Below are 16688 nucleotides of genomic sequence, written 5' to 3' on the forward strand. Positions count from 1 at the left end.
AGACCGTCGCCCGGTCTTGACAAATAACTGTACATCTATAGACAACTGATAAAATTTCTATTTTAAAAGCAACAGGAAAGTGCCATGAACGGAACCGCCATTCGGGTCAATCAACTCCTCAATCCCCAAACCGGAAAAGCGGTTATCGTCGCGTTCGACCATGGCGGTTCGGGGGTGCCTCCCGGCGGCGGCGACGTTTCCGGCATTCTCGCCGCGGTGGCCGAAAGCCGTGCCGAAGGACTTCTTGTCGGGCCGGGCGTCGCGCGCCAGGCCGGCCGGTATTTCGCCCGCCCCGGCGCTCCGCGTCTTATCGTGTCCATGGATGCGCCGATCTTTTCCTCCATGTGCGGCGAACATGGCAAGATCCGCGATCATGCCCGGATCGCAACCGCCGAACATCTGATGATGCTGGGCGCAACGGCTGCCAAGGTGCTGCTGCCGGTCGGCTATGAGGGCACGGAAATCTTCACCAAGGGCGTCGAACTGGTGCGCAGTTGCGCCATGGAATGCCAGGCGCTCGGCCTGCCGCTGATGGTCGAGCCCGCCCTGTGGGGCGTCAAGGCCAGCGAGAAGGACAATGCCCTGATCGAGCATTCCGCGCGGATGTCCGTCGAACTTGGCGCGGACATCCTGAAAATTCCGGCGCCGACCGATACCGCCGTTCTCGAGCGCATCGTGAGGAATGCCGGCGTTCCGGTGATGACGCTTGGCGGCGCGCCGCGCGATGCCGAAGGTTTTGCCGCCGACATGCAGGCCTGGATGTCGACCGGCGTTGCCGGCGTTGTCGTCGGCCGCAACGTGTGGAGCCGCCCGAACCCGGCGGGCGCCGTCGACGCTCTGGTGGGCGCGGTCCATGAAAACAACCCCGAGGCCGTTGCCGCCGGCTGGGCGGCAGCCGGCGAACCGGCGGCGTGAGGGCATGACGATGAATTACAGGGCTGCCGTCCTGACCGGACACAAGCGCTTTGACATGCAGGCCTTGCCGCTTCCCGATGTGGGGCCCGGCGAAGCGCTGGTTTGCGTGCGCGCGGTCAATGTCTGCCCCACCGACATCAAGAAGTGGAACAATGCCGACATCGACGCCATGCTGAAGGAAACGCCGCTCATTCTCGGCCACGAGATCGCCGGCAGCGTGGTTTCCGCCGGCGCGGACGTTACCGGTTTTTCCCCCGGTGACCGCGTGGCAATCGATCCGGTGATCCGCAATCGCAATGCCGAAGGCCGCGAGGTGCTGACCGGCATCGGTTCGGCGGCGGGGTCGGTTCAGGACAATGCGGCGCTTCTGCGCGAAAGCGGCATCGGCGGCGGTTTTGCCGAAATCGTGAAGGTGCCGGCCGAGAACCTGATTGCCATTCCCGACGGGCTTTCCTATGCGGCGGCCAGCCTGATCGAGCCGCTGGCCGACATTGTCCACGGCATTGCGCTGGCCGGTGACGTGAAGGGCAGGCGTTGCGGCGTTTACGGCCTTGGCCCGATGGGGCTTCTCCATGTCGAACTGCTGAAGCACCTGGGCGCCGAAGTCGTCGGCGTTGAACCGCGCGCCGACCGGCGCGAACTGGCGCGTGTCTTCGGCGCGTCCAGCACCGCCGAACCCGGCGCTGTCCCGAAGCTCGACATGGCCTTCATTGTCGCCGGCGGCCCGGCGCTGAAGCCGGCCTGCCAGGACGGGCTTGCCGCCCTCGACCAGCGCGGCACGCTGGTTATCTTCGCCTCCGGCCCGGTCGATGCCGAATTGAGCTTCAACCTCAACAAGGTTCATTACGCCTGCCAGAAGATCGTCGGCGTCGTCGGCTTCCGCCGCGAGGATGCCGAGCGGACCATCGAATTTCTGATGGAGGGCGCGGTCGATGTCGCGCGCATCCGCCAGCCGCTCATTCCGCTTGAGGAGCTGGGGCGCGGCTTTGCGGAGACAGGCAGCGAGGGTACGCTGAAATTCGCCATAGACCTGCCCGAAAAGGCGTTTTGAGCGGAGCCCTTCGATGACCAGAACCTGCACGCTTGGAGTTGATATCGCCAGCCATGGCGTGCGGGTCGTGCTCAGGCGGGAGGGCAGCGCCATCGCCATGGCGCGCGCCGCCTATCCCGCGCCGCCGCCGCCGGCAAGACGGCCCGCGGGCCAGTGGCGCGATGCCTTTCTTGCAGCCCTTTCGGGCCTGCCGCGCGAAAGCCTCGGCGCGGTGGAGGCCATCGGGATTTCCGGCATGCGCGGCGCTCTGGTCGGCGTCGACGCCGACGGACATCCGGTGACCGAGGCCATCCCCGATTTCGATCCGGACACCATCGCCGCATCCCGGCTGGTGGAGAAGCGCATCGGCAAGGCCTGCCTTCAGGAAACCGGATGCCCGGCTTTCCCGCTCTCCGGGCTGCCGAAAATATTGCATTTCATGCAAACCCCGGGCCTCTCCGCCTTTCTGGGCCCGCAGGATTTTCTGGCGCTGTCGCTGACAGGAACACTGTCGCTCTCGGCCGGCTCGGCGCTGCGCATGGGCGTGCTCGATATCGCCGGCAAGACGTATGCGCGGCACGTGCTCGAACGGCTGGGTATAGATGGAAGCCTTGTTCCGCCGCTCAGCCTCATCGGCGCAGAAATCGGTGCGCTTGTGGATGCGGACGCCATTGGCTGCGGGTTGAAACCGGGACTTCCGGTTGTCGCCGCGCCAGGCGATGTCCCGGCGGCGCTTCTGGCGGCGGGCAGGGGGGACCCGAAGGCGGTTTTCCTGAGCCTGGGCACCACCAGCGTCATCACCGCGCCGGCGCCGGCGGGCGCCATGCCGCGCCTGCCCTTTACCCTGGAAATCATCGCCGCCGGGCATCGTTCCTTTGAAACCGGCACGGGCGCGGGCGGCGTGACGCTCGACTGGCTGGCGCGTATCCTCGGGCTCGAAGACGTACCGGCGCTGGAACGGCTGGCGGCCACCGCGCCGCCTTCAAATGTGGCCATGAAACCGGAAATGCTCGACCCCTGGGGCGAAGCGTCGGGGGCGGTGCTTTCGGGGCTGAAGCCGGAGACCGGCCCGGCGGAAATCGCGCGCGCCGGCTTTGCGGCCGTGGCTTCGAGCGCGCTTTCCTGTGTCGAGGCGCTGGAAGCCGTGACCGGCCGTTTCGACCGTCTGCTTCTCGGCGGCGGCGGAGCGGCGTCGAAACTGCTGCAAAATCTGATCGCGACCGCCCGGCCGGGCGCAATGGACGTTTTCGCAGGCCGGGAACTTGCCGCAGAAGGCGCGGCGATGGTGGCCGCAGGCGCCTTTCCCGTGACCGATTCCGAAGGACCGACTGAACCATGATGACAGAACCCGAACGCGCCGCGCTTCTGGCGGCAACCCCGCGTCAGCTTTTCATCGACGGACATTTTTGTGATGCCGCCGATGGCCGGACCTTCGCGACGCTGAACCCCGCCACCGGAGAAATGCTCGCCGAAATCGCCTCCGCCGGCAAGGCCGAGATCGACCGCGCCGTCAATGCGGCGCGGCGGGCGCATGAGCAGGAGCGCTGGCGCGGCATGACGCCAGCCAGACGCTCCCGCATCATGTGGCGCATCGGCGAGCTTATCGAGGAACATGCCGAAAAGCTCGCGGTTCTCGAAAGCCTCGACAATGGCAAGCCCGCGGCAGGCGCGCTGAATATCGACCTGCCCCAGGCCGCCCAGCATTTCTTCTACCATGCGGGCTGGTGCACCAAGCTTGAGGGCGAGACCATGCCGGTGAGCTGGCCGCGCCACCTGGCCTATACGCTGCGCGAACCCGTCGGCGTCGTCGGCCAGATCATCCCGTGGAATTATCCGATGATCATGGCCGCCCGCAACATCGCCCCGGCGCTTGCCGGCGGCAATTGCCTGGTGCTGAAGCCGTCGGAGGAAACCTCGCTCACCGCGCTTTATCTGGCGCGGCTGATTGCCGAAGCGGGCGTGCCCGAAGGGGTTGTCAACATCGTGCCGGGCCTTGGCGCGGAAGCCGGGGCGGCGATCGCCGAACATCACGGCATCGACCGTATCTTCTTTACCGGCGGTCACCGGACCGCGCGGGCGATCATCGCCGCCTCCGCCGGCAATTTCAAACAGCTGACCATGGAACTCGGCGGCAAGACGCCGTTCATCGTCTATCCCGACGCCGATATCGACGCCGCCGTCGACGCCGCCGTCATGGGCGGCTTCACCAATCAGGGCCAGAACTGCTGCGCCGTCACCCGGCTTTATGTCCACGACGCCATCCGCGAGGATTTCGTCGCGCGCGCGGTCGCAAAGACCGAGGCCCTGAAAATGGGCAACGGGCTTGAAACCGGCACGGCGCTCGGCCCGCTGATCTCGAAGGCGCATCTCGAGCGGGTCTGCGGTTTCATCGCCATTGCCGAGGCCGAGGGCGGGCGCATCGTCACCGGCGGAACGCGGCCCGAGGGGCCGGGCAATTTCATTTCCCCGGCGATCGTCGACAATGTCGCCGACAATGCAACGATTGCGCGGGAAGAGATTTTCGGCCCGGTGATCGCCACATTCGGCTTTACCGGGGAAGGCGAGGTCATCGCCCGCGCCAATGCCTCGCCCTATGGTCTTGCCGCCTCGATCTGGACGCAGGACCTCTCGCGCGCCCACGAGGTTGCCCGCCGGCTGAATGTCGGCTCGGTGTGGACCAACTGCTTCTCGCGCTTCGATGCCGCGGCCCCCTGGGGCGGGGTCAAGGCGAGCGGTTACGGGACCGGCATCGGTGCCCATGCGCTGGATGAGTATACAAGACCCAAAGCCGTCTGGATTGACACGCGCACGGGCGAAGCGGCGAAAATGCTTGGCTGAGGCGGGCGGAAAGGACAGATCATGACCACGCTGCAAGACGTGCTGGCGGAAACCGGCGAAGAGGGCCATTCGCTGAGAGCATTTCTCGCCGGGCTCGACAGCGGGGATATTCTTGCCCTCGATGAACCCGTCGACCTCGATTTCGGCCCCACCGCCCTGGTCCTGGAACTGGAAAAGGCGGGTCGCGCGCCCGTGGTCTCCTTTACCGACCGGGTGACCGGCCTGCCGCTGGTCACCAATCTTTTCGGCGACCGCAAACGCATCGCCGCCATTGCCGGAACCGATCAGGCAGGCTTTCGCGATGCCTGGATAGCGGCGATGGAACGACCGCTCCCCCCGGTCATGGTCGCAGACGGGCCGGTGCATGATCATGTGATGCTCCCCGGATCGCTCGATGCCGCCGATCTGCCGATCTCGCGCCACTTTGCGGCCGATGCGGGGCGGTATATCGGCTCCGGCGTGCTGGTCAGCAAGGATCCCGATACCGGCGCGCGCAACCTCAGCTACCAGCGCATGCAGTTGAAAGGCCCCGACCGGTTCGGCGTCAGCATGCATTCGCGCGGCCATATCTGGGATTACTACCAGCGCTGGAAGGCGCGGGGGCGGGATATGGAAGTCGCCGTCGTCATCGGGCCGCATCCCTCGGTCAATCTGGCGGGTGCCGCCAAGGTCGCCATGGATGTCGATGAATACGAACTGGCCGGCGGCCTGATGCGCCGCCCCGTCGAACTCGTCCGCTGCCGGACCATCGACATGGAGGTGCCCGCCAATGCCGAATTCGTGCTGGAGGGCCGCATTCTCGCCGATGCTGAGGAAGACGAGGGGCCTTACGGCGAATATACCGGCTATTCGACCTATCGCTCGACCCGCAACATCTTTCAGGTGACCGCGATCACCCATCGTTCGACGCCGGTGTTCCATGACATCATTCCCGGCTATTCGGCGGAGCATCTTCTCCTGTCGCGCAGCCCGCGCGAACCCTATGTCTTCCGCCGGCTGAAGGAAGCGGTGCCGCAGGTGACGGGGCTTTTCTATCCCAAGTCCGGAACCCATTTCCACGCCTATATCGGCCTGAAGAAGACGGCGGAAGGCCAGGCGCGCCAGGCGCTGATGATGCTGTTCGGGCTCGACCCTTATGCCAAATTCGCCGTGGCGGTCGATGACGACATCGAGCTTGCCCGCGAGGACGAGGTCTTGTGGGCCATGGCCACGCGCTTTCAGGCCGATACCGACATGTTCATGGTGCCGAATGTGCTCTGCAACCGGCTCGACCCCTCCTCGCGCGATGGCATGTCGGCAAAGCTCGGGCTTGATGCCACGGCCCCGCTCGAATGGGATGTCGAACGCAACGAACTGCCCGACGCGGCAATCGCGTGGGCGCGGGAGCAGATCAACCGGTCAGGGATGTGAACCGCGCAATGGCGTCGTCCTTCACTCCCTTTTTCGCCAGGAAGCGCTCGGCATTGTCGCAAGGCTTTCGGGCGCCGGCGGAACCGGCCTCGTCAAGCAGGCGGACAAGCATGGCAAGCTCGGTCTGCTCGGCCTCGATTTCCCGGGTCTTGATCGCCTCCCGGTTCGCGGCAATCGCCGGATCGGCTGCGAGCGGTTTCATGAAACGCCGGGCCCGACGCAGCGGCAGCACGACGTTCTCGTGCCACGGCGTGACCGAAGCCTCGGCAGCGGCCAGCCTGTCATCGCTGAGCGCAAGACGTTCGCGGTCGCAGAGACGGAAAAACAGGAGCAGCACGACGTTGATGTCATGGTTATGCTGCAGGTCGAGGCAGATATCCGCGACGCCATCGCGGCGATAAAGCGCCAGCATGCCGGTCCAGAACGGATTTTGCGGGTCGAGCGGCCGTTGCGTTTTCATGCGATCATGGCTCCGCGGCCGGAAGAATGGCGCCGATCGGAAATGCATTTGTCATGGGTTGAGAGCCGGAAAGAGAAAACGACATGTCAAAGCCCCGTATCATAGTCGGCATTTCAGGCGCGTCCGGCGCCATATACGGCGTTACATTGCTGGACATACTGCGCAAAGTCGAGGTCGAGACCCACCTTGTCGTCAGCAAATCGGGAGAACTCACGCTTGCGGCGGAAACGGGCCTGAAGCTGAAGGACCTCGAAAGCCGGGCCACGCACATTCACCCCGTAAAGAATGTCGGCGCGACGATCGCCAGCGGTTCGTTCAAGACGATGGGCATGATCATCGCGCCCTGTTCCATCCGCACGGCGTCGGAAATCTCTTCAGGCATAACCGCGTCGCTTCTGACCCGGGCTGCGGACGTGATATTGAAGGAGCGGCGCAGGCTGGTGCTGATGGTGCGTGAAACCCCGCTGCATCTGGGCCACCTTCGAACGCTGACCCAGCTTGCCGAAATGGGCGCGATTGTCGCGCCGCCCCTGCCGGCATTCTATGCCGCGCCGGACAGTATCGACGCGATGGTGCGCCAGTCGCTCGGCCGCGTTCTCGACCTCTTCGACATCGAAACCGATATCGTCCGCTGGTCCGGTCTTGCACCGTCATGATGCCGGAGCTGGACGCGGTCGGGTGTCATGAGAACCACGCGGCGTCGACCTGAAATGGCATCCGGTCTTTCGCCTGAAAGGCTCTTTACGCCGCCTCGCTCTGTCCGGACGCAAGCCCCAGCATGTGGCATACCAGGTTGCCTCCGCCGGTGAGGCATTGCGCCCCGCCGGTCCGCAACGCAGCCGTTTCGATGTTCTACCTCCAGAATCAGTAGGTGGTTCGTCCGCCGGAAAGGTCGAAGGTCGCGGCGGTGGTGAAGCTGTTTTCGCGGGAAACGAGCCATGCGACCATGGCCGCCGCTTTCGATATGGGCTCTCGCCGGCCCGGTCTGTTCCGGGCCGGCGAAATGCAGTTCCAATATTTTGATGTACAACCTTGGAAACGGGTCGGCCCTTGGGCGACCTCCCGTCGTGAATGATCGCGCCGGAACGGCATATGACATCTTGACTTCTGGTGTGGACCGGAAACAATGGTTCGAAAGCCGTTCGGGAGGAAAAGATGGCGCCAATCAGGCTCGACAATGTTTCGAAGAGCTTCGGAACCGTCAATGTTATCAACGATATCTCGCTTGCCGTGGAAACCGGAGAGCTGATGGTGTTTCTCGGGCCGTCGGGTTCGGGAAAATCGACGCTGCTGCGCATGATCGCGGGGCTCGAGACCATGGATGACGGGGCGTTGACGATCGACGGGGTCCGCAGTGAAAACCTCGCGCCGGGGCAGCGCAATGTCGCGATGGTTTTCCAGAATTACGCGCTCTATCCGCACATGACAGTGCGCGACAACATGGCCTTCGGCCTGCGCAATATCGGCATGGGCGCGGATGAGATCGAAACCCGTGTGCAGGAAGCCGCCCGCATGCTGGAGATGGTGGAACTGCTCGAGCGGCGGCCCGCCCAGCTTTCCGGCGGACAGCGCCAGCGCGTCGCCATCGGCCGGGCGATCGTCAAGGAGCCGAAGGCCTTCCTGTTTGACGAGCCGCTCTCCAATCTGGATGCGGCGCTGCGCGTCAGGACCCGCGTCGAGCTTGCGCAATTGCACAATCGCATGAAGGCGACGATGATCTATGTGACCCACGACCAGACCGAGGCGATGACGCTTGCCGACCGGATCGTGGTGCTCAACAATTGCCGGATCGAACAGATCGGCACGCCGATGGAGGTCTATCTGCGGCCGGCCTCGCGCTTCGTGGCGGGCTTTGTCGGTTCGCCGGGCATGAATTTTCTCGAGGCCGATCTGGCCGGAGACGGTACGCGGGCGGCGCGCCTCAATGATGGTTCGACATTGAAAATCGACATCCCCGAGATCGCGCCCGGGCGCTACGAGATCGGCATTCGCCCGGAAGCCGTGCGGGTGGTGGCGGAGGACCGCGAGGCGGTCACCACCACGGCGACGGTCGGCGTCGTCGAGCGGCTCGGCGAGCGGACCCTGCTTTACTGCACCCTTGCCGACGGCACGGAACTGATCGCCACCGACGGTGGGCGCTCCGAGGCCAGGAGCGGCGATCAGGTGCAACTCGCCTTCGATGCGACCGCCCTGCACCTCTTCGATGAGGCGGGCAACGCCTACCACGTGCACTGAACCGCACGACATTCAGCCCAAACAGAAACGCCGCAGTGTTTTCACCGCGGCGTTTTCGTTTGGGCGGGATCGCCCGACTTCGGGCGGACTATCCCTTGATGCCGGCGGAGAGCGTGATCGCCTGCGTCACCTTGCGCTGGAACAGCAGATAGGCGACCGCGACCGGCAGGCCAGCCAGGACGGCGGCGGAGAGTTCGCGGGCATAATAGACGCCGAAGGCGTCGTTGACCTGGGTTATGCCGACGGTGATCGTCATCATCTCGGTCTTGGTCACCGCCAGGAACGGCCACAGAAACGCATTCCAGGACCAGATGAAGGTGACGATCGCAAGCGCGGTGGTCACGCCCCAGTTCATCGGCATGTAAATGCGGGTGAGAATGCGCCATTCGGAGGCATTGTCCATGGCCGCCGCCTCGCGGAAATCCTTCGGCACATTGTCGAAGAACTGCTTGTAGACGATGATCACCACCGGGTGGATCAGTTGCGGCAGCACGATCCCGGCCCAGGTGTTGATGAGGCCGAAACGCGCCATCAGTTCGAAGTGGTTCACGATCAGCACCTGCATCGGCACCATGAAGCTTGCCAGGATCAGCCACCACAGAACCCGGCGGAACGGGAACTGAAGCTGCGAGATGGCATAGCCGCAAAACATCGACGAACCGACGGTCAGCACCGTGATTGCCACCGCCGTGACGATCGAATTCAGATACCAGATGCCGATCTGGGTCTGGGTCAGCGCGAAGTAATAATGCGAGAAGGTCAGGGTTTCCGGCCATAATTCGATATAGCGGCGCACCACCTCGTCTTCCGGCTTGAGCGAGGAAATCACCCCCCAATAGAGCGGGAACGCCCATAATACCGCGATAGAAACCGTCAGTAGCGTGATCACGAGACCGGCGAGATTGAGGCGTCTTGCTGTTGTCGCGTTCATCATTCGCGCCCCTTCGAAAGCCGGGTCAGCTGGAAATTCAGCACCGACACCACGATAACGAGGATGAACAGGACCACGGCCGCCGCGGCCGCGCGCCCGCCCTGGTCATACTGGAAGGCCCGCTGAAACACGTAATAGACCAGCACCAGATTGTCGTTCGGCCGGCCGCCGACCGAAAACAGATAGACCTGGTCGAAAATCTTGAGCTGCAGGATCAGCTGGATCGTCAGCACCAGCGCCGTGATCGGCCACATCAGCGGCCAGGTGAGTTGCCGGAATGTCGTCAGCCGCGACGCATTGTCGAGCGCCGCCGCCTCGTAGATCTCGACGGGAATGGCGCGCAGCCCGGCCAGGAACAGCAGGATCGAAAACCCGGCGGTCCACCAGATCGTAATGACGCCGACAGCCGGCATGAACCAGACGGTCGACTTGAACACCGGCACCCGATCGAGACCCAGCATGTCGAACACATACATGGCGATGCCGAACTGGAAGTTCAGCGTCCAGTCCCAGATCAGATAGACCACCGACACCGGCAGGATATAGGGCAGGAAGAACAGCGCCAGCACCAGCGCCTGTACCCGGCCTTTCAGCCGGTTGACGCCGAGCGCGATGGCAAAGGCTGCAAGCGTGCCGGGAATGACGGTGATGGCGACGAAATAGATGGTGTTCCAGAAGGCGGTGTTGAAGCGCCGGTCACCCCAAAGTCTGGTGTAGTTGTCGAGGCCGACAAACTCGCCGCTGCCGATCAGCGGCGCATCCTGAAACGAGGTGATGAACAGCCGGACGGTCGGATAGACGAAGATCAATCCGTAGATAGCGACGAACGGCGCGACCAGCAGCAGGGCGACGATCGCTTCGTTCCGTTTGTTGCGGAGCATCATGGTGGCCTCAAATCACGTTCGGCTGCGGGGCGGAATGACCGCCGGCGCTTGCGGAAAAGCAAGAGGTCGGAGCGTATCCGCGATTCCATGAAACGCGGATACGCTCCGACGCCGGCGGCCCGCAACGATCACTGCAGATCGTTCAGCTCGTACTTGATTTCCTCCACCGCCTCCGCCGGCTCCATCTCGCCGTTGAGCGTCGGCACGAAATAGGTCGACATGACGTCATAGATCGGACCAGCAACGCCCGCGAGCGGCGATTTGGGGTCGAAGATCATGTTCTCGGTCACGCTCGAATAGGTGGCGTTCGGCTGCATGTCCTGATACTCGGCGGACTGCGTCACCGGCCCGTAGGCGGGGATATGACCTGCCGTTGCCCAGAACAGCGAATTGTTCGCCATCCACGACATCACTTCCAGCACGGCCGCCTTCTTCTCGGGGCTCATCTCCTCGCCCGCATTGGCGGGGATGGCAAATGTATGGCTGTCGGCATAGGTTCCGGGATGGTCGAAGATCACCGGAAGTTCCACGGCGCCCCACTCGAACAGCTTGCCCTGGTCCTTCAGGTCGATCATGGTCGGGACTTCCCAGACGCCATTGATCATCATCGGCGATTCGCCGGAGGTGAACAGCGCGACGGTCGCGGGATAATCGGTATAGGTGGTCTGCAGGCCGTCATTGGTCCAGCCCTGCAGCACGGCCAGCGCATTCTGCAGCTTTTCGGCATTGTCGCCGGCGAGGAACTCGCCATCGGTCATCAGCTCGCCGTCCTGCTGCCCCATGAAGGAATAGACGGTGCGGAACATGAACGTACCGTCCGCGGTGGTTGAAGCAAGAGGAAACTTGGCGCCTGCTTCCTTGAGGCCATTCAGCGTGGCTTCAAAGCCTTCGCGGGAATCAAGGCCTTTCGGCTTGCCGTCCTCGGTCAGCAGACCGGCTTCGGCCAGCGCATCCTTGTTGTAGTAGAGCACGATCGGATGGGTATCGAAGGGAACGGCGTACTGCTTGCCGTCCACCGTCACCGCGTCCCAGGTCGCCGGCGCATAATCGGCCTCCGAAAGGCCCATCGTCGTCCAGTCCTCGGGCGTGATCTGCTGCAGGATGCCCTGGCTGACGGCAAGCGGAATGCGGCTTGCGTGATAGGTCATGATATCGGGACCTTCGCCGATCGCCGTCGAGGTGCGGATCTTCGAGTAGAACGGCGTACCCCATTCCAGCGTCGTGGCGTCGATGGTGATTTCACCTTCGTGCGCAGCGTTGAAATCGGAGATCAGCTGCTTCATGCGAACGCCGTCGCCACCGGCGAGAAAATCCCACCAGGTGACAGTTTCCTGAGCCTGTGCGGCGGTGGCAAACACCCCCGCGGCGACAATCGCGCCCATGGCTACACCAAACATTCTTGCCATCTTATTCTCCTCCTCGTTTCAATACGGCCTCCCGCCGCATGGTTGGTACTTCCGGAGCGCCGCGCCCCGTTCAGGAGAAATAGCGGCGCACCGGCATTTTGGAACCGCGCACTGAGCGCTACAGCGTCACCCGGATCATCGAGTAGGAATACGGAGGCACCGTCACCGAGACCTTGTCGCCCGACAGGCTCGCGCCGTCCTGTTTCACGGGCTTCACGTTCTCCGGATTGTCCTTCGTGTTCACCGCTTCGAGATCGTCATGCTTGATCAGGATGTGCTCGACCGATTTGGCTGCGCCGAACCGTTCGAGCGCGAGATCGATCGTCATCGGCTCCTCTCCGTGACGATTGACCGCGAAGAAGGTCAGCGTGCCGGCATCGAAGTCGTGGACGCCGGTAATGTCGAGATAGGGCACATCGGCCGCAATATCGGCATTATAGGTGGCGCAGTCGACATCAAGGTCGAGCGCCGTTCCCCGTCCATAACGCGAGGCGAACTGGAACGGGTAGTAGATCGTCTGCTTCCAGGCAGCGCCTCCGGGCGCCGTCATGATCGGCGCGATCACGTTGACGAGCTGGGCGATGCAGGCAATGCGCACCACATCGGAACGGCGGATGAAGGTGTTGAGGATGCAGCCGACCTGAAGCACGTCCTCGAAATTATAGACGTCCTCGAGAAGCACCGGCGCGTGCGGCCAGTCCCACTCCTTCATGCGCTTTTCGTCCGCCTCGCGCTCATGATACCAGACATTCCACTCGTCGAAAGAGATCTTGACGTCTTTTTTCGAACGCTTCTTCGCCTTCACATAGTCGATCACGCCGCTGACCGTGCCGATATAACGGTCGAGCTTTTCCGGCAGCGCCAGATATTCGCGCGTGTTCTTCTCGTAGTTCATGAAATACATGTGCAGCGAGATATAGTCGACCTGATCATAGGTCTCGTCCAGAACCGTTGCCTCCCATTGCGGGAAGGTCGGCATGTCCGAATGGGACGAGCCGCAGACCACCAGTTCCAGCCTGTCGTCGAAGGCGCGGATCGCCTTGGCGGTCTCGTTGGCGAGGTGGCCGTATTCGGCGGCGGATTTGTGGCCGACCTGCCATGGTCCGTCCATCTCGTTGCCGAGGCACCAGAGCTTGACGTTCCACGGGTCGGCCTGGCCGTTCCTGCGGCGCAGGTCGGACCAGTAGCTGCCGCCCGGATGATTGACATATTCGACGAAATTGCGGGCGTCATCGAGCCCGCGCGAGCCGAGATTGACGGCCAGCATCATCTCGGTATTGGCGGCTTTCGCCCATTTCGCGAATTCGTGGATGCCGACCTGGTTGGATTCCGCCGTCCGCCAGGCAAGGTCGAGGCGGGTGGGACGTTCGCTCCGCGGGCCGATCCCGTCTTCCCAGTTGTAGGCCGAGACGAAATTGCCGCCGGGATAGCGGCAGATCGGGGTATCGAGTTCGCGCACAAGGTCGATGACGTCGCGGCGCATGCCGTTTTCATCCGCGGTGGGATGGTCAGGCTCATAGATGCCGGTGTATACTGCGCGTCCAAGATGCTCGAGAAACGAGCCGTAGAGCCTTGGATCGATCGTGGAAATGGTGAAGTTCTTGTGCGCGGTAACGCGGGCCTGCATGCATCCTCCTCCGGATTTGTTTTTTTGGTACAAACCAATTTTTATGGATAATAAAGACCTGATCGAACCGTTCGTCAAGCGGTTTCCTGAGATCGGGCGGTTTTCTGAGATCGGGATTGACCGGGGAAGTTCGGAGGCTATCTGGTCGTCAGGCGCAGCACGATGTCCTGATCGTAATTGCCGAAACCCTTGCCGAAAATGTTGATGCCGCCGGGGTGGCGGGCGTCGTCGCGAACGCTCAGGCAGAGGCGGATCGAATGTCTCTGATCGAGCCTGAGATCGGCAAGACAGACATCCGACATCCTGACGCCGTCGACAAACGAGCCGGCGTCGGTCACCCGAAAGCGCTTCAGCATGCCGTATTGAGAGCCCTTCAGTTTCCACCAGTCGGGGGTGAATACGCCGCGGCGGTCGCCGAAATCGCCGGGCGAGGTCCACTGGCCGATATCGACGCCATTGACGGTGACGGTGATATCCGAGGGCCAGTCCGGATTGGTGCCGGGCATTTCGGAGGAAAGCTCCATCGAGAATTCGATCTCGGCGACGGCGCGGTTGTCGAGCCGGGCGTTGTTGGGGAACTGGTATTCCACGGAGCCGCGCGTGAACCAGATCAGCCCCGCCTTCATCCGGGCCGGGTCAAGGAAGCTGTCGGGCACGTCCAGAAGCCCGATAATTCCCTCGTCGGTGCAAAGCCCGCAGGGCGCGCTGACGTCGCAGGCGGTATAGAGGCCCACCGGCATGGCGACCTCGATGCCGTCATTGCGACGTTCCTCCGCCGCATCGCCGAACAGGATGACGATCTCATCATAGATGCTCGTGCAGACCTTCTGATTGCCCTTGCGCGCGCGCTGGCTTTCAGTCCGGATCAGCCCGGCATCCTCCAGCAATTGCACGCTGAGAGAGACAGTCGACTGCGGCAGACCGAGGATTTCACCGATTTCCTTGACATTGAGCGCGCCCTTGCGGCGCAGCAGCTTGAGGACGGAAATGCGCGCGGGCGCCGCCAGCCCTTTGATGACATGCATGTCCTTTTCAGGATCTACGACAAGGAATTTACGTGGCATGGATATGTTCGCTGCTGGGAGGCGTTTGTCAAGAAACGTTCATATCAGGATTCTTGGCTTGGTCAAATTCCCATGCAGACGGGGGAGGCAGGCCAGGCTTGCAGCCGCGGGGCCGGCGAAGGCGGCCAGCCCCGAAAGCGCGTCGTCCTTCAGCGGCCGCCTTCAATCTTGCGGAAACGCTGTGCAGCACCGGCGATCCCGTAAGGGTAATCCGGCATTGGCTGGGTCGAGACGTCCGACAGGCGCTTCAGTTCATCCGTGGAAAGCTGAAGCTCTGCTGCGCCGAGATTGTCGGCGAGCTGCGCTTCGGTGCGGGCGCCGAGGATGACGGAGGTGACCGCCGGCTGGGCCGCAAGCCAGGCCAGCGCCACCTGCGCCATGCTGGCATTATGCGCGCCCGCGATCTCCTCCAGCGCGTCCAGCACCGCCCAGGTCGCGGATCTGGCATTGTGCTTGTCATAGGCTTCCATGCCGCGCTCGGGGTTTTCGCCAAGCCTTGTGGCGCCGGTCGGCATCTGGTCGCGCTTGTATTTGCCCGAAAGCCAGCCGCCGGCAAGCGGCGACCACGGCAGCAGCCCCATGCCGGCATCCTCGCAGGCGGGCACGATCTCGTGTTCGATGCCGCGGGCAAGCAGGTTATATTGCGGCTGCAGCGTCACGGGTGCCGCAAAGCCGTTCGATTTCGCGATCCAGACCGCCTTGGTCAGCTGCCAGCCGAGAAAGTTCGAGAAGCCATAATAGGCGATCTTGCCGCTCGAGACAGCATCATCGAGGAAGCGCAGGGTTTCTTCCAGCGGCGTCAGCGCGTCAAAGGCATGAAGCTGGTAGAGGTCGACCTGCTCGACGCCAAGCCGGACAAGCGAGGCGTCGAGCGCTTCGGCAAGGTTCTTGCGCGACAGTCCGATGCGGTTCGGGCCGTCTCCCATCGGAAAGCGCGCCTTGGTGGCGATCACGAGTTCCTTTGTGATGCCGGGTTTCTGTTTCAGCCAGCGACCGATGATCTCCTCGGAAATACCGGTCGAGTAGACATTGGCGGTATCGATGAAATTACCGCCCGCTTCGACATAGGCGTCCATCAGCCGGAAGGATGTCTCCTCATCGGCCTCGTCGCCGAAGGTCATGGTGCCGAGGCACAGATTGGTGACCACGGTGCCGCTGTTTCCAAGTCTGCGATATTCCATGATGCTCTCCTGTTTATTGTGCGCAGATCAGGCGTGATCTCCGCCGGTTGCAGGTTCAGCGCGCCGCCCAGTTGGCGCCGCGGCGGAAGATGGTCGCCATCTCCGGGACCTGGAACTCGCTGGCAACGTGTCCGAGCGAGGAATAGAACACCCGGCCCTTGCCGTGACGGCGTTTCCACGCAACCGGCATGACGACGCCGTCGATCCATTCGGCATGGTCGCCGGCAAAGGTGGTTGTCGCCAGAACCTCGTTCGAGGGGTCGACATGCATGTAATATTGTTCCGAAGTGTATGGGAAATCCGAAATCCCCTCCATGATCGGGTCATCCGGCTTCGTGACGTTCACCCGGTAATCGATGATGTTGCCGGGGTGGGCGACCCACTGGCCGCCGATGATGAACTGATAGTCGACCGAATCGCGGAAGGCATCGCCGGCGCCGCCGTGATAGCCGGCAATACCGACGCCGCCCTCGACGGCAGCGGAGAGGTTCTTCACCTCCTCGTTCTCGATCTTCGACATGGTCATGATCGGCACGATCAGGCTCAGATCCTTGATCTGCGGATCGGCGAAGGCCTCGGTGGAATGTTCCAGATAGACCTTGAACCCGTCCTCCTGCAGCATGTCGCGGATGATATGGGCGCATTCCTCCGGCTCATGGCCGCTCCAGCCGCCCCAGACGATGAGTGCTTCGCGCATGATCATTCTC

The 16688-nt window shown here is 62.9% G+C and carries 15 protein-coding genes and 1 pseudogene; 7 read left to right on the forward strand and 9 right to left on the reverse strand.

The window, feature by feature from the left end:
* The first annotated feature begins 84 nt into the window (after positions 1 to 84).
* The 5 genes from HQ843_RS08450 to HQ843_RS08470 are packed head-to-tail and all read left to right on the forward strand — an operon-like array spanning position 85 to position 6193.
* Complete coding sequence (locus HQ843_RS08450; RefSeq protein ID WP_180898933.1) at positions 85 to 915, forward strand: class I fructose-bisphosphate aldolase; 831 nt, start codon at positions 85 to 87, stop codon at positions 913 to 915.
* A 4-nt stretch (positions 916 to 919) separates the two neighbouring features.
* On the forward strand, positions 920 to 1966 hold the full coding sequence (locus HQ843_RS08455) for a zinc-dependent alcohol dehydrogenase (protein WP_180898931.1): 1047 nt from the start codon (positions 920 to 922) through the stop codon (positions 1964 to 1966).
* Between the two features lie 13 nt (positions 1967 to 1979).
* Positions 1980 to 3284 (forward strand): xylulokinase, encoded by a 1305-nt coding sequence (locus HQ843_RS08460; protein ID WP_180898929.1) that lies wholly within the window; start codon positions 1980 to 1982, stop codon positions 3282 to 3284.
* Complete coding sequence (locus HQ843_RS08465) at positions 3281 to 4783, forward strand: aldehyde dehydrogenase family protein (RefSeq protein WP_180898927.1); 1503 nt, start codon at positions 3281 to 3283, stop codon at positions 4781 to 4783. Before HQ843_RS08460 ends, HQ843_RS08465 begins: the two co-directional genes overlap by 4 nt.
* Positions 4784 to 4804: 21 nt before the next feature.
* Positions 4805 to 6193, forward strand: a complete 1389-nt coding sequence (locus tag HQ843_RS08470) for a UbiD family decarboxylase (RefSeq protein WP_180898925.1) — start codon at positions 4805 to 4807, stop codon at positions 6191 to 6193.
* Here the strand turns inward: HQ843_RS08470 and HQ843_RS08475 are convergent.
* A complete protein-coding gene (locus HQ843_RS08475; protein ID WP_180898923.1) occupies positions 6174 to 6653 on the reverse strand; it encodes a TIGR02444 family protein in 480 nt (159 codons plus the stop codon). The genes HQ843_RS08470 and HQ843_RS08475 overlap by 20 nt on opposite strands.
* Before the next feature lie 83 nt (positions 6654 to 6736).
* On the opposite strand from HQ843_RS08475, the gene HQ843_RS08480 reads away from it, so the two are divergent.
* Positions 6737 to 7309: a UbiX family flavin prenyltransferase gene (locus tag HQ843_RS08480; protein WP_180898921.1), complete on the forward strand. Its 573-nt coding sequence runs from the start codon at positions 6737 to 6739 to the stop codon at positions 7307 to 7309.
* Positions 7310 to 7517: 208 nt separating this feature from the next.
* Here the strand turns inward: HQ843_RS08480 and HQ843_RS29425 are convergent.
* Positions 7518 to 7607 (reverse strand): annotated as a pseudogene (locus HQ843_RS29425) (3-oxoacyl-ACP reductase); the annotation flags it as partial.
* Positions 7608 to 7808: 201 nt separating this feature from the next.
* Here HQ843_RS29425 and HQ843_RS08485 point away from each other — a divergent pair.
* Positions 7809 to 8888, forward strand: coding sequence for an ABC transporter ATP-binding protein (locus tag HQ843_RS08485; RefSeq protein WP_180898919.1), 1080 nt, complete (start codon positions 7809 to 7811; stop codon positions 8886 to 8888).
* A gap of 88 nt (positions 8889 to 8976) precedes the next feature.
* Here HQ843_RS08485 and HQ843_RS08490 read toward each other — a convergent pair whose 3' ends face one another.
* The 7 genes from HQ843_RS08490 to HQ843_RS08520 form a co-directional block, all read right to left on the reverse strand.
* Positions 8977 to 9819, reverse strand: coding sequence for a carbohydrate ABC transporter permease (locus HQ843_RS08490; protein ID WP_180903451.1), 843 nt, complete (start codon positions 9817 to 9819; stop codon positions 8977 to 8979).
* Complete coding sequence (locus HQ843_RS08495) at positions 9819 to 10703, reverse strand: carbohydrate ABC transporter permease (protein WP_246710318.1); 885 nt, start codon at positions 10701 to 10703, stop codon at positions 9819 to 9821. The genes HQ843_RS08490 and HQ843_RS08495 overlap by 1 nt, the downstream gene beginning before the upstream one ends.
* Before the next feature lie 128 nt (positions 10704 to 10831).
* Positions 10832 to 12100, reverse strand: a complete 1269-nt coding sequence (locus HQ843_RS08500; protein ID WP_371822192.1) for an extracellular solute-binding protein — start codon at positions 12098 to 12100, stop codon at positions 10832 to 10834.
* A 127-nt stretch (positions 12101 to 12227) separates the two neighbouring features.
* Positions 12228 to 13736 (reverse strand): arabinosylfuranosidase ArfA, encoded by a 1509-nt coding sequence (arfA, locus tag HQ843_RS08505; protein WP_180898917.1) that lies wholly within the window; start codon positions 13734 to 13736, stop codon positions 12228 to 12230.
* Positions 13737 to 13873: 137 nt separating this feature from the next.
* Entirely contained in the window at positions 13874 to 14800 is a 927-nt protein-coding gene (locus HQ843_RS08510) for an ArsR/SmtB family transcription factor (RefSeq protein WP_180898914.1), read from the reverse strand.
* 149 nt (positions 14801 to 14949) lie between these two features.
* The gene (locus tag HQ843_RS08515; RefSeq protein ID WP_180898912.1) at positions 14950 to 15981 is read right to left on the reverse strand and encodes an aldo/keto reductase; all 1032 of its coding nucleotides are present in this window, start codon (positions 15979 to 15981) and stop codon (positions 14950 to 14952) included.
* 55 nt (positions 15982 to 16036) lie between these two features.
* On the reverse strand, positions 16037 to 16678 hold the full coding sequence (locus HQ843_RS08520) for a ThuA domain-containing protein (RefSeq protein ID WP_180898910.1): 642 nt from the start codon (positions 16676 to 16678) through the stop codon (positions 16037 to 16039).
* Between the last annotated feature and the right edge of the window lie 10 nt (positions 16679 to 16688).

The sequence above is a fragment of the Martelella sp. NC20 genome, from assembly GCF_013459645.1.
Classification (GTDB): domain Bacteria; phylum Pseudomonadota; class Alphaproteobacteria; order Rhizobiales; family Rhizobiaceae; genus Martelella.